The organism is Novosphingobium jiangmenense (genome assembly GCF_015694345.1).
In the GTDB taxonomy this organism is placed as follows: Bacteria; Pseudomonadota; Alphaproteobacteria; order Sphingomonadales; family Sphingomonadaceae; genus Novosphingobium; species Novosphingobium jiangmenense.
The window spans coordinates 159,864-172,065 of the sequence record NZ_JADQDC010000009.1; the positions used below are offsets into that span (position 1 = coordinate 159,864).

At 65.7% G+C, this 12,202-nt stretch carries 13 protein-coding genes and 1 tRNA gene; 3 read left to right on the forward strand and 11 right to left on the reverse strand.

Going from position 1 to position 12,202, the window contains the following annotated elements; genetic code table 11:
* Positions 1-37: 37 nt before the first annotated feature.
* Positions 38-817, reverse strand: a complete 780-nt coding sequence (locus I2488_RS13905) for a universal stress protein (RefSeq protein ID WP_196276414.1) — start codon at positions 815-817, stop codon at positions 38-40.
* A gap of 144 nt (positions 818-961) precedes the next feature.
* Here I2488_RS13905 and I2488_RS13910 point away from each other — a divergent pair, with 144 nt between their 5' ends.
* Entirely contained in the window at positions 962-1,606 is a 645-nt protein-coding gene (locus I2488_RS13910) for an HAD-IA family hydrolase (RefSeq protein WP_196276415.1), read from the forward strand.
* A 25-nt stretch (positions 1,607-1,631) separates the two neighbouring features.
* Positions 1,632-2,168, forward strand: coding sequence for an adenine phosphoribosyltransferase (locus tag I2488_RS13915; protein WP_196276416.1), 537 nt, complete (start codon positions 1,632-1,634; stop codon positions 2,166-2,168).
* Positions 2,169-2,186: 18 nt separating this feature from the next.
* On the opposite strand, the gene I2488_RS13920 is transcribed toward I2488_RS13915, so the two are convergent.
* The 3 genes from I2488_RS13920 to I2488_RS13930 all read right to left on the reverse strand — a co-directional run bounded on the left by I2488_RS13920 (position 2,187) and on the right by I2488_RS13930 (position 5,994).
* Positions 2,187-4,322 carry an acetate--CoA ligase family protein gene (locus I2488_RS13920; protein WP_196276417.1) on the reverse strand — a complete coding sequence of 712 codons (2,136 nt, stop codon included), beginning with the start codon at positions 4,320-4,322 and terminating at the stop codon, positions 2,187-2,189.
* A gap of 332 nt (positions 4,323-4,654) precedes the next feature.
* Positions 4,655-5,599, reverse strand: coding sequence for a fumarylacetoacetate hydrolase family protein (locus I2488_RS13925; protein ID WP_196276418.1), 945 nt, complete (start codon positions 5,597-5,599; stop codon positions 4,655-4,657).
* 104 nt (positions 5,600-5,703) lie between these two features.
* A complete protein-coding gene (locus I2488_RS13930; RefSeq protein WP_196276419.1) occupies positions 5,704-5,994 on the reverse strand; it encodes a DUF2218 domain-containing protein in 291 nt (96 codons plus the stop codon).
* Between the two features lie 165 nt (positions 5,995-6,159).
* Here I2488_RS13930 and I2488_RS13935 point away from each other — a divergent pair.
* Positions 6,160-6,233, forward strand: a tRNA-Gly gene (locus I2488_RS13935).
* Between the two features lie 28 nt (positions 6,234-6,261).
* Here I2488_RS13935 and I2488_RS13940 read toward each other — a convergent pair.
* The 7 genes from I2488_RS13940 to dps are packed head-to-tail and all read right to left on the reverse strand — an operon-like array spanning position 6,262 to position 12,201.
* The gene (locus I2488_RS13940) at positions 6,262-7,602 is read right to left on the reverse strand and encodes an alginate export family protein (protein WP_246465664.1); all 1,341 of its coding nucleotides are present in this window, start codon (positions 7,600-7,602) and stop codon (positions 6,262-6,264) included.
* On the reverse strand, positions 7,599-8,306 hold the full coding sequence (locus I2488_RS13945; RefSeq protein WP_196276420.1) for a YoaK family protein: 708 nt from the start codon (positions 8,304-8,306) through the stop codon (positions 7,599-7,601). Before I2488_RS13945 ends, I2488_RS13940 begins: the two co-directional genes overlap by 4 nt.
* Before the next feature lie 39 nt (positions 8,307-8,345).
* A complete protein-coding gene (locus tag I2488_RS13950) occupies positions 8,346-8,786 on the reverse strand; it encodes a DoxX family protein (protein WP_196276421.1) in 441 nt (146 codons plus the stop codon).
* 3 nt (positions 8,787-8,789) lie between these two features.
* Positions 8,790-10,679: an amidohydrolase gene (locus tag I2488_RS13955; protein ID WP_343071075.1), complete on the reverse strand. Its 1,890-nt coding sequence runs from the start codon at positions 10,677-10,679 to the stop codon at positions 8,790-8,792.
* A 56-nt stretch (positions 10,680-10,735) separates the two neighbouring features.
* Positions 10,736-10,981, reverse strand: a complete 246-nt coding sequence (locus tag I2488_RS13960) for a DUF1427 family protein (RefSeq protein WP_196276423.1) — start codon at positions 10,979-10,981, stop codon at positions 10,736-10,738.
* Between the two features lie 32 nt (positions 10,982-11,013).
* On the reverse strand, positions 11,014-11,691 hold the full coding sequence (locus I2488_RS13965; protein ID WP_196276424.1) for a hydrolase: 678 nt from the start codon (positions 11,689-11,691) through the stop codon (positions 11,014-11,016).
* A gap of 27 nt (positions 11,692-11,718) precedes the next feature.
* Positions 11,719-12,201, reverse strand: a complete 483-nt coding sequence (dps, locus tag I2488_RS13970; RefSeq protein WP_196276425.1) for a DNA starvation/stationary phase protection protein Dps — start codon at positions 12,199-12,201, stop codon at positions 11,719-11,721.
* Position 12,202 lies beyond the last annotated feature (1 nt).

Genomic DNA, 12,202 nt, shown 5'->3' on the forward strand with positions numbered 1-12,202 from the left:
GCCCCACCTTGGCCGCAGCGCCGAGCGGCCCCAAGTGTCAATGTGCCAGCAGCAGGGGAATCTGCGACCGGTCGAGCATTTCGCGCGATACGCCGCCGATCAGCAGTTCGCGCAACCGGCTGTGTCCGAACAGGCCCATCACGATCAGTCCGGCATCGACACTGCGTGCGCACTCTTCGATGGTGAACGCGATGGAGCCATTGCGCTCCTGTTCGCGCACTTCGGCGTGAATGCCATGGCGCGAGAGGTAGCAGGCGGCATCGACCGCCGGGAAGGTATCGTCCTTCTCGCGCACGGTCAGGATGTGTACCGCGCTCGCCTTGGCCAGAAACGGCAGCGCGGCGCGCAGCGCGTTGGCGGATTCGTGGCCGCCGTCCCACGCCACCAGCGCCGGCGCATCGAACGCCAGCATCGGCACGCCGCGCGGCACGGCCAGTACCGGGCTACGCACGCCGAGCACCACTTCTTCGATGGCCGGATCGTCCAGCGTCGCCACGATCACATCGGCGAATCGCGCACCAGCAGCCGTCGCCTCGACCCGCCCGTTGTCGTCGATGTTGATGTCGAACGGCACGTCCTGCGGTGCCAACCGCGCATCGAGCTCGCGCGCGAAAGCCTCGTCAGCTTCCCGCGCCTCGTTGATCGCGGCGGCAGAGATTGCCGCGCCGCCAAACGGCTCCCACGCGGCCATCTGGGCGAAAGGCGTGGCGATCTGGAAGGTGACGTGCCCGCCCGTCTCACGCGCCAAGGCCAGCGCGGTTTCGACGCGGTCGTTCAGGGTTTCGGACTTGTCGACGGGGCAAAGAATGGAGCGCATTGGGGATCCTCCTGTCCTTTCAATGGGAAAAGCCTGCCTTCACCTCCCCCGGCTTACGATGATCCACGTCAAATCGGATGAAAAAACCTGCAGCTTGCCGGATTTCACCGGACGGTTAAGGGTGCTCCCACAATGGGAGGCACAATGGCTTACGCAGCAGTGATTTTCGATTTCGGCGGAGTGATCACCTCCTCCCCGTTCGAGGCGTTCAACCGGCTCGAAGCGGAACGCGGCCTGCCGCAGGACTTCGTCCGCTCGGTCAACGCCCGCAACGGTGACACCAACGCCTGGGCCCTGTTCGAGCGCGCCGAGATCGACGCCGCCGAATTCGACCGCCGCTTTGCCGAGGAAGCCCGCGCCTTGGGACACGAACTCGACGGCGCTTCCGTCCTCGCGGTGCTGGCTGGCGCGGTCCGTCCGGCGATGGTGTCAGCGCTCGACCGGCTCAAGGCCGAAGGCTACCGCCTGGGCTGCATCACCAACAACGTGCCCGCCGGCCACGGCGCGGGAATGGCCCGCAGCGCCGATGCGCATGACGAACTCGAACAGATCTTTGCCCGCTTCGAACACGTCATCGAAAGCAGCAAGGCCGGCGTGCGCAAGCCCGATCCGCGCATCTACCTGATGATGTGCGAAGCCCTCGGCCTTGCTCCGGCTGAATGCGTCTACCTCGACGACCTCGGCATCAACTGCAAACCGGCCGCTTCGCTCGGGATGCACGCGATCAAGGTGACGAGCGGCGAACAGGCTCTGGCCGATCTCGGGCAGGTTCTCGACCTTTCCTTTTGAGCCTGCGCGGCGCTAGTCTGCCTCCATGACTCCAGACGAACTCAAAGCCCTCGTCCGCACCGTGCCGGATTTCCCCGCGCCGGGCATCCTGTTCCGCGACATCACCACGCTGATCTCTCACGGAGCGGGCCTTGCGGCGAGCATCGGCCACCTCGCGCAGATGGCCAAGCAAGCCGGTGCCGCAGCTATCGCCGGAATGGAAGCGCGCGGCTTCATCTTTGGAGCCGCGGTCGCCGCCCACATGGGTCTCGGCTTCGTGCCGGTGCGCAAGCCGGGCAAGCTCCCGGTAAAGACCATCGGCATCGACTACGCCCTCGAATACGGCCGCGACCGCCTCGAGATCGACCCGACGGCGATTCCCGAAGGTCAACGCGTCGTCATCATCGACGACCTCATCGCCACCGGCGGCACCGCCCTCGCTGCTGCCGAACTCCTGCGCATGGCCGGAGCCAGCGTCACCCACGCCCTCTTCGTGATCGACCTGCCAGACCTCCACGGCGCCGCCCGCCTGCGCGACGCCGGGCTGACAGTCGAAGCCCTGATGGACTTCCCGGGGCACTGAACTGCCCAGGAGCGCCGCTCACTCCACCAGCATCAGCGCGTCTAGCGCCACTACACCCTCGCCCTCGGGATGCAGGATCACCGGGTTGAGATCGATCTCGCGGATCGAGGGTTCAGCGCGCAGCACCTGGCCGACCTTGACGATCAGCGCCGCCAGCGCCGGAACGTCGAGCGCGGGTGAGCCGCGATAGCCGCTGAGCAGCGCCGCGCTCTTGAGCTTCATCAGTTCGGCTTCGACCGCCGCTTGCGTCAGGTCAGCCGTCAGCAGCCGAACGTCCTGCAGAATCTCGGCAGTCACGCCGCCGAAGCCTGCGAGCACGACCGGCCCCCATTCGGGATCGTTCTTCGCGCCGACGATCATTTCCATGCCGCGCTTGCCCATCGCTTCGATCAGCACGCCGTCCAAGCGGATCGCCGCGGAATAGGCCGCGACGTTGGCGTGGATCCGATCCCATGCCTCACGCACGGCATCGGCGTCGGCGAGGTTGAGGATAACGCCACCGGCATCGCTCTTGTGCCCAAGGGCTGCGGCTTGCGCCTTCATCGCCACCGGATAGCCGACCGCATCGGCTGCAGCGACCGCCGCGTCGGCGCTGTCGGCAAAGCCGCCCTTGGGGAAGCTCACGCCCAGCGGCCCGAGCAGTTCCTTCGACTTGTATTCCGGGATCACGCCGTGAACATCGGCAAGGCCGGGCAGAGGCGTTGCCGGAAGATCGTTGGCGGAAAGGTCCTGGGCCGACCAGTGCGTCAGCCGGGTCACGGCGCGCAGGGCGCGTTCGGTGGTCGGGAACCACGGAATGCCCGCCGCCCGCAGCGCGGCGATACGCTCGGCCGGAACCTCGGCGCCTTCGTCGAGCCCGGCGAAGATCACCGGCTTGTTGAGCGTCCGGCCCTCGACCGCTGCAAGGATCGGCGGGAACTTGATCTTGCAGGTGATCGGTTCGGCCTGGATGATACCGGCAAAGACCGTGCCGACACGGTCGTCGTCAAGCAGCGCCTCGATGCAGCGCGTATAGATCGCCGGCTCGGACAGGCCCTGTGCGGTGATGTCGAGCGGATTCGACACCGGCACGAACGGCGGCAGCGCCGCGCGCAGCAGTGGCGAATCCTCGTCGTGCAGATCGGCCAGCGGCAGATCGAGCTCTTCGGCGAGGTCGAGCGTGAGCGCCTTGAACGCGCCGGATTCGCCCAGCACCGCCGTCGTGCCCGAAGGCAATGCCGGGCAGCGCACGGCGATCTCGGCAATGTCGCCCAGTTCTTCCAGCGTCTCGGCAAAGATCACGCCCGCGCGCGCGACCATGGCTCGCATCAGCTTGTAATCGCCCGCCATGGCTCCGGTGTGCGTGGCAGCGGACTCGCGCGCCGCGCTCGACTTGCCGGGGTGGAGCAGCACCACCGGCTTGCCCGCCGCCTTGGCCCGCCGCGCCGCCGCAAGGAACGCCTGCGGCTTGCGGAACTGCTCGACGATCATCGCGATCACGTGCGTGTCGTCCTGATCGACCAGCCAGTCGACGTAGTCTTCGACCCCGCTGGCCGCCTCGTTCCCGGTCGAGACGGAGTAGGACACGCCGGCATCACGGGCCAGCAGCATCGTGCCGAGCACCGCTGCCATTGCCCCCGATTGCGAGACGATGCCGATCGCCCGCTTGCCCGCAGGCGGCACTGCATTGGTTTCGACGAAGGTCAGCGGAATGCGGTCGACATAGTTGACCAGGCCAAGACAGTTCGGCCCCTCGACCACCATGCCCGCCTCATGCGCGATCCGAGCGATTTCGCGCTGCTCGGCAAGGCCTTCCTCGCCGCCTTCGGCAAAGCCCGCCGAGAAGATCACCACCCCGCCGCACTTGCGCGCCGCCAGGCCCTTCACCGCATCGAGCACGCCCGCACGCGGGATCGCCAGCACCGCCACATCCACACCCTCGGGCAGCGCATCGACCGAGGCGTAGCAGCGCTTGCCCATGATCTCGTCGCGCTTGGGGTTCACCGGATAGACTGCCCCGGCATAACCATTGCGATCGAGGTTGGTCAGGATCGTCGCACCGAGTGCGCCCGGCTTGTCCGATGCGCCGACCACGGCAACGGACTTCGGGCGCAGGAAACGGTCAAGCGCAGCGTGGGCCAACGCACTTTGGGACAGACTCGCAACAACGGCCATGGCATCCTCCGATTTCGCTATGCGCTATAACAATTATCGGAAGGACGGCAAGTGGGCGCGGAAGTTAGGGTCAGGACCGATTACTCACGCCTTCGAGGCGCCGGAATGGCGAACATATCGAGCGGAAATGCGCGCCGGGAAGGCTGGTTGCCTTTCCAAGCGGATTTCCGTTCGAGATGGAAGCCATTGCGGCGTCCCGCAGGGATTTGACCAAAATGGCCCATCGCTACGTTGGATGAGCTTGAAATAGAACCACTATTCCCGCGCCCATCCGCCTTGCGCCGGGCCATTTTGCCTCAAACCTCGAAGGCGTGAGTAATCGGTCCTGACCCTTAGGCCCGCACGACCCTTTGGTGCAGGACCCCGAACGGCGCGCGGCCCGAGGCATCGACCGCCTCCATCCGCACCGTATCGCCAAAGGCCATGAACGCGGTCTTCGGTTCACCCTCGTCCAGCACTTCGATCCCACGACGCTCGGCGATGCAGGACGAGCCAATCTCGCGGAAATTTGCGTTCGAGACCGTGCCCGATCCGATCACCGTGCCTGCGACAAGATCGCGCGTGCGCGCCGCGTGGGCGACGAGTTCGTGGAAGCCGAAGCCCATCGCGTGGCCATTGGCCGCGCCGAAGCGCTTGTCGTTCCAGTCAACCAACAGGTCGAGACAGACGCGCCCGTCTTTCCATGCGTCGCCGAGTTCGTCGGGCGTCACTGCAAAAGGCGCCATCGCGCAGGCCGGCTTGGCGCCAACCCAGCCGAAGCCGGTCTTCATTTCCGGTCCGGCCAGCGTGCGCAGCGACCAGTCGTTGATCTGCACGATCAGGCGAATGTGCTTCAGCGCCTCGGCCGCGCTCGTGCCCATCGGCACGGCATCGACGATCACGCCGAACTCGCCCTCGAAATCGATGCCGAGGTCGGTCGACGGGAAACGCGCTTCGGTCCCGGTGGCCATGAAGGTATCGGACATGCCCTGGTACATCAGCGGCACGTCGGTCTTGGGCTTGGTGATGCCGAGCACCGCGTCCATCAGGTCGCCATGGCTCTGGAAGGCCGAGCCATCGAGCCACTGCCACGCACGCGGCAGCGGCGCGAGCAGCTTGGCCTCGCCCAGCGCTTCGGGAAAGTCGGCGATGGCAAGCAACGCGGGAGCAAGCGCTTCCCAGCCCTCGACCAGCGCCTGCAAGGTCGCCGCTGGAGCATAGGCGAAGGCATCGCCCTGCGGCGAGACCACGATCAGCCGCCCGTCGCGAGTGCCGTTGTCGATAGTGGCGAGGCGCATGTCATTCTCCCGATGCAGTCCTGGCCAAACGCCTAGTCGGCCCAGGCCTGCACCGCAAAGGAATGCTATTTATCGCCAAGCATTCACAGCGTGAATGCGGCCACTCAGGCCACAGGCTGCCAATCGAATACCAGCTCGCCTTCCTTGTGGGCAAAGCGGTTGAGATGGTCGGCCACCACCTGCTGCATCCGGGCAAGGTCACCCTCCCCCTCGATCGTGCAGGTCACCTCCAGCGCGGCATCATCCGCCTTCAGGTCAACCGGCCCGAATGGCAGCGCGACGCGGCCCGCCTGCGGATCGAACGAGACTTCGAACTTGTGGCCCCAATGCTTGCACAACTGCTGCAGATAGCGGCTGGCATTGGCGGTAGGGACAATCGCGCGGCTGGATGACATCAGGGACTCACTTCCAAAGACTGATTTTTGATACTGCTAAGATATATCTTTATATCGGTCCGTCAAGTACCCGGTCGATTCCCGCCGCATCCAAGGTTGACGAGATCGGCAAGTCCGTGGCAAGCGCCGCTCCACCACAAGGCCGCTGACGGCCTGCTGGCCCGGGCGGGTATAGCTTAGTGGTAAAGCTCCAGCCTTCCAAGCTGGCTATGCGGGTTCGATTCCCGCTACCCGCTCCACCTTTCCGCTACCGAAAACTGGCGCCAATCAGAATTTGTAGGCGGCCTCGAGTCCGGACATGTAAATCGCGGCGTTCCTGCCGGTTTCCCGCAGATACCTGCCCGCACCGAACCGCGCGAGCGAGCCTGACAGCGAAAGGGCAGGTGCGGCTTGCCACGTTGCGCCGAGCTCGATCTGGCTACCGATGTGTTTTTCGGCAGAGGAACCGGCCGGCGCAATCTGCTTCCCCGGAACATCATAGATGCCATCGCCCGACGATGCGCGCCAGAACGCCGCCGCCGACAATTCCACGGTGACGGCCTGTCCGATGTCGAAGCTGACGCCGGGATTGAGGTTCACGATGTTTCTCGGCCCGATCGGCGTCAGCTCGCCGAAGTAGCGTCCCTTCGGAAACAGCGCATTGAAGGTGCCCAGCACGTGGTCGTCTGACCGGCCATCGCCGCTGGCGTAATTGGCGCGCAGGCGCAGGCGCGGGCGGAATCTCGCCTCTGGAAAGGAGATCGTGGTTTCGGTCGCCAGAGACCAGGCCCGGATCGGTAGCCCGTCGAAATCTCCGCGCTGGACCATCGCTTCCCAGTTCCAGGCAAGACGGTTGCGCACACCGAACAAGCGCAGGCCGTACGTCTCGCGGCGCTCCGGCCCCGCACGACCGCCGAACCGCGCCTGCCGGTCGCGATAGCCGATCCAGTAGAAATCGAGGCCCAGCCCACGCGTTGGCACCGCCGTCGCATAGATCGCCCGCAACCGTCGGCGACCGCTGCCATGATCGTCGAAGTCGCCCTGACCGACCTCGACCGCGCGCAGATTCAGCACGTCAATGCGTATGGGGCCAGCGGTGGCGATCATGCGCCCACCATCAAACGCTTGGGGAATATTGGGACCATAGCGCGTGCCCACCAGCCGCTCCGAGCCCAATGCCACCAGTTCGCGGCCACCCCGCAAGGTCACCTGCGCATCGCTGCCCAGCTTGAGGTTCAGGTCGGCAAAGCCCTGCAGCAGATCGATCCCGGTCTGGTCCGCCGGCCCGTTGCCGCCGCTCACGCCGCGCGCATAACCGATGATCGGCTGAACGAAGGCCCGCACCGGCCCCGCGCGGAGATCGGCCAACGGCATGAAGCGCAGCCACAGATAGCCATCGTCCGGTGCATCGCCCCACAACGGATTGGCATAACTCTCCTGCCGCGCTCTCGCCTCCAGCCCCAGCGTCAACCGCACGTGTCCTGCAGCATCAAGCGGCAGGTTCTTTGCACCTGTCTCCTGCCCTGACCAGTCCTCATCATACCGCAGGTTGGTGCGCGCAGGCTCATCTGCCGCAGCGGGAGGCGAGACCACAATTGCGACAACCGCAAGGCCCCGACGGACCATCATTTGCGCTGCAGTTCCGCCATCTGCGGGTGGCGTACAAAGATCATTGTCGCCACCAGCACCACGGCGCCCGTCGCCAGCAGGGTCGGCGCAAGGCCCAGCCACCGGAACAGCAGTGCCCCCGCCGCCGCTCCGGCAAAGATCGCCAGCACGGCACCAAGCCGGGTGGGAAGATTGGTCGGCGTTCCGGATGCCAGCCGCGAGTCCGAGGCGATCCCGGTGATCGTCAGGGTCAGCACAGTCGTCGTCAGGTCCGGCACCTTGAGCTGGCGGATCACGGCATTGCGAAAGCCCATCGCGCCTGCTGTCAGGGCGATGACCAGCGGCAACACGCCGGTCATCGACAATCCGGCCCGGTCGCTGGCAATGACCAGCATCCCGGCCAGAAACAGCATGCAGCTCTCGATCGCTGCGGCCCGCACCAGCCAGTGGTTCAGCCGTGGCGCGCCATCCCCACGCCACAGCCGCCCGGCAATCACCGCACCTGCCATGAACGCTCCCAGCGCTACCACGTAGTGCAAGGGATGGAAGCCCGCCGCGCCGGTCGCCGCGAAGGCGAGGAACACCACGTTGCCGGTCATGTTGGCGGTGAACACCTTGTCCATGCCGAGAATGCTCGCCGCGTCGACCATTCCGGTGGTTGCCGAAAGCACGAGCAGCAACCGGAACAGCGCCGCCGGGGTCTTGAGGGGAACGCTTTCGCTCATTCTGCCTCCTTGGCGCACCCTGGGAAGTCCTGCCGCAAGTCAGGGCCGCCCCTGTCGTCGCGCATGCTCGGCGACCAGCGCAGCGAGGATGAAGCCGCCGACCAGCCCGACGTGTTCGAAGAAGGCGTTGGTCGCCATGAACCTCTCGGTAGCCTGTCCTGGCCCTTCCATCGTCCAGAAGGCATTGGCGACGAACGCGGCGAGCAGAGTGAAAACGCCCAGCATCCCGGCACCAAGCCAGACCATCCGCCCCAGCAGGATCAGCAGCGGGCCGATGATCTCCACCGCGATGGTCAGCCCGGCCCACAGCGCAGGCGGGTTCATCCCGAAATGCACCTGTTCAGCCACGGCGCCATTCCAGTCGGTCAACTTGGCAAAGCCGCCGACCATGTAGGCCCCCACCAGCAGCAGACGGGCGAGGAACCACGTCGGCGGCCAGTCGAGCACGGCGTGGACGAGGCGCGGCTCTGCATCAGCCATCGGTCAAACTGCCCAGCAACCGCAACCGAGCGCGCCCCAAAAGGTCTGAACGTCCGCCGCCGGAACGCTCGCCCCCAGTGCCGAGGCATGGTCATGGCCATGCACGCCGCAAGCCGAGGCGCAGCCGCAGGCACTCGCCATCTTTGCCGCCGCTTCAGGCTCGCGATGATATCCGCCGAAAGTGCGCACCGGGGACCAGTCCGGCATCGGCGCAGGCAGCGCGGGCGCAAGCGGCCCGAAATCGCCCTCGCCATGGACAACCTTGCCACCCAGCAGGGTAAGCACCGCGCGAATGTGCGGAATATCCAGTTCCGGCACTGCGAAGTAATCTGCCGAAAGCAGCGCGCAGTCGGCAAGCTGCCCCGCCTTGATCCGCCCCTTCTTCCCCACTTCGCACGAGAACCAGGTGTTCTCGTGCGTCCACATCGCCAGCGCCTTCTCGCGGCTGACGCGATTGGCGCCGGGATAGAGCGACAATCCGCCCACCGTCCGCCCCGTCACCAGCCACGAGAGCGAGACCCACGGGTTGTAGCTGGCCACCCGCGTCGCATCGGTCCCGGCCCCCACCGGAATCCCCGCCGCGATCATCCGCGCGATCGGCGGGGTGCGTTCGGCGGCACGGCGGCCATAGCGCTCGACGAAGTATTCGCCCTGGTAGGCCATACGGTGCTGCACGGCGATGCCGCCGCCCAGCGCAGCGATGCGGTCGATATTGCGCTCGCTGATCGTCTCCGCATGGTCGAAGAACCAGTTGATGCCGTGGAGCGGCACGTCGCGGTTGACCTTCTCGTAGACGTCGAGCGCGCGCCCGATCGTCTCGTCGTAAGTCGCATGTAGACGCCATGGCCAGCGGTTCTCGGCCAGCAGGCGGATCACCGGCTCGAGATCGCCTTCCATCGACGGCGGCATGTCGGGCCGCGCCACGCGGAAGTCCTCGAAATCGGCAGCTGAATAGACCAGCATCTCGCCCGCACCGTTGTGGCGATAGGTGTCGTCGCCCTGCCCCGGCGTGACCTGCTTCACCCACCCGGCGAAGTCGGCCAGTTCCTCCTTTGGCTTCTGGGTGAACAGGTTATAGCTGATCCGCACGGTGAGTTGCCCGTCCTCATGCAGCTTCTCGATGACGTGGTAGTCGTCTGGATAGTTCTGAAAGCCACCACCAGCATCGATCACACTGGTCACGCCCAGCGAATTGACCTCGCGCATGAAGTGGCGCGTGGAGTTGATCTGGTAATCCTCGGGCAGCTTAGGCCCCTTCGCCAGCGTCGAATAGAGGATCGTCGCGTTCGGTTGCGCCAGCAGTAGCCCGGTAGGGTTGCCAGCTGCGTCGCGGACGATCTCCCCGCCCGGAGGATTGGGCGTGTCCTTGCCATATCCCACCACCCGCAATGCCGCCGCGTTCAGCAGTGCCCGGTCGTAAAGATGGAGAATGAACACTGGCGTATCGGGCGCTACGGCGTTCAGTTCCGCCAGCGTCGGCAGGCGCTTCTCGGCAAACTGGTGTTCGGTGAAGCCGCCGACCACGCGCACCCATTGCGGAGCAGGGGAGCGGTCGACCTGAGCCTTCAGCATGGCCATAGCATCGGCCAGCGTCGGCACTCCGTCCCAACGCAGTTCCATGTTGAAGTTCAGCCCGCCCCGGATGATGTGCATATGGCTGTCGATAAGTCCGGGGATCATTCGGCGCCCCCTGGCATCGATCACCGTCGCGTCGGGCGCGGCCGCCCGCACTTCCTGCTCGGAGCCAACCGCCAGAAAGCGCCCGTCCCGGATCGCCACCGCCTCGGCGCGCGGGTTCTCCCTGTCGAGCGTGGTGACGAGGGCGTTCACGATGATCAGGTCGTCGCGGATGGGCTTGTGCTTTCTGTCTTTGGCGCGGGCAAGGCCCGGAATCAGGTACAAGGCCGAGGCACCAAGCGCCCCGGCCAGCGTCTCGCGGCGACTGGCGCTCAAGGTGCGTCGTCCGGTGCAGGCGGCAGGCCGGTCACGCGTTCAGCGCAACTGGCCTTCCAGAACGAGGCGACCTCCTGCCCATGGATCACCCGTGTCACCAGCGGCACCGCCTGTTCGCCCAGCAACATGCCAAGCAATCCCAGCAGCGCGATGGCGGGAGGGGCGGGCGATCGCGTGCCGAGCAGGCTGTAGAGGGCACCGACGAGAATTCCGATGCCAAGGGCGGCGAGAAAAGGTTTCATGGGCAGGAGGCTCCCGATGGGCCAGTGGGAGATCAGTGGCCTTCGGGGTGGGGTGCTTCGTGCGGGAAAGCGCCGCGCTGCGGGGCCTTGTGAACCATGGTGTAAGCGTAATCGACGCCCATGCCATAGGCTCCCAGATGCTCGCGCACGATGTCCATCACGCCGTTGTAGGTATCGCGATGCGCCCAGTCGCGCTGCAGTTCGAGCAGGGCGTTGATCGTGGTGAGCGACTGCGCGCCCGCCTGCTCCATCCGTCGCACCGCCGCGTCATGCGCTTCCTGCGAGGTCCCGCCCGAAGCATCGGTAACGATGTAGATCTCGAACCCTTCCTCGATCGCGCAGAGCGTCGGGAACAGCAGGCAGGCCTCGGTCCACAGCGCGGCGATGACCAGCTTCTTCTTCCCGCTCGCCTTGACCTGCGCGACCAGTTCGTCGGAATCCCACAAGTTCATCGAAGTCCGCTCGATCGGCTTCTGCTGCACCACGTCGAGCAGTTCGGGCCAGATATAGCCCGAGAAGCTTTCGGTCTCGACCGCGGTCAGGATGATCGGCACGCCGAACAGCTTGGCCGCCTTCGCCAGCGCCACGGTGTTGTTCTTGAGGGTCTGGCGGTCGATGCTGGTCACGCCGAACGCCATCTGCGGCTGGTGGTCGATGAAGATGAACAGCGTATCGTCGGCGTTGATCAGCTTGTGGGAACGGAAGGACATGGGAATTCTCCTCGTAGGATAAGGGGTTCAGTGCGCCTGCAGGTGCGCTTCGAGGAACCACAGCTGCTTGTCGGTCTCGCGCGAGACTTGCGTGAACAGGTCTGCCGTATCGGCGTCGCCAATGACGCCTGCCTGATCGATCGCCTCGCGCACGGCCTTGCCGAACGCGCCAAGGCTTGCGGCCAGCGCCTTGAGGTGCGCCTCGCCGCCGGTGGCCTCCAGCGGATAGCCATAGAGCGTCGTCGCGGCGGCGGTGGTCGTCACGCGCCCGTCCGCGACATGGCCCAGCGTCGTGATGCGCTCGGCCAGCAGGTCGACGAACTGCTCGATCTCGTCGTGCACGGCGTCGAACAGCTGGTGCAGCTGCAGGAAGTGCGGCCCCTTGACGTTCCAGTGGGCCTGCTTGGCCTGCGCTTCCAGATCGAGCGCGTCGGACAGGCGGGCCTGCAGCAATCCGCAGGCCTGCTTGCGCACGTGATCGGAAAGGTCGATGCGGCTGGTATAGCTCATC

Excerpts from the sequence above, each read along its gene's own strand:
- I2488_RS13905 (WP_196276414.1), bottom strand. The coding sequence starts at position 817 with ATGCGCTCCATTCTTTGCCCCGTCGACAAGTCCGAAACCCTGAACGAC.
- I2488_RS13910 (WP_196276415.1), top strand. The coding sequence starts at position 962 with ATGGCTTACGCAGCAGTGATTTTCGATTTCGGCGGAGTGATCACCTCC.
- I2488_RS13915 (WP_196276416.1), top strand. The coding sequence starts at position 1,632 with ATGACTCCAGACGAACTCAAAGCCCTCGTCCGCACCGTGCCGGATTTC.
- I2488_RS13920 (WP_196276417.1), bottom strand. The coding sequence starts at position 4,322 with ATGGCCGTTGTTGCGAGTCTGTCCCAAAGTGCGTTGGCCCACGCTGCG.
- I2488_RS13925 (WP_196276418.1), bottom strand. The coding sequence starts at position 5,599 with ATGCGCCTCGCCACTATCGACAACGGCACTCGCGACGGGCGGCTGATC.
- I2488_RS13930 (WP_196276419.1), bottom strand. The coding sequence starts at position 5,994 with ATGTCATCCAGCCGCGCGATTGTCCCTACCGCCAATGCCAGCCGCTAT.
- I2488_RS13940 (WP_246465664.1), bottom strand. The coding sequence starts at position 7,602 with ATGATGGTCCGTCGGGGCCTTGCGGTTGTCGCAATTGTGGTCTCGCCT.
- I2488_RS13945 (WP_196276420.1), bottom strand. The coding sequence starts at position 8,306 with ATGAGCGAAAGCGTTCCCCTCAAGACCCCGGCGGCGCTGTTCCGGTTG.
- I2488_RS13950 (WP_196276421.1), bottom strand. The coding sequence starts at position 8,786 with ATGGCTGATGCAGAGCCGCGCCTCGTCCACGCCGTGCTCGACTGGCCG.
- I2488_RS13960 (WP_196276423.1), bottom strand. The coding sequence starts at position 10,981 with ATGAAACCTTTTCTCGCCGCCCTTGGCATCGGAATTCTCGTCGGTGCC.
- I2488_RS13965 (WP_196276424.1), bottom strand. The coding sequence starts at position 11,691 with ATGTCCTTCCGTTCCCACAAGCTGATCAACGCCGACGATACGCTGTTC.
- dps (WP_196276425.1), bottom strand. The coding sequence starts at position 12,201 with ATGAGCTATACCAGCCGCATCGACCTTTCCGATCACGTGCGCAAGCAG.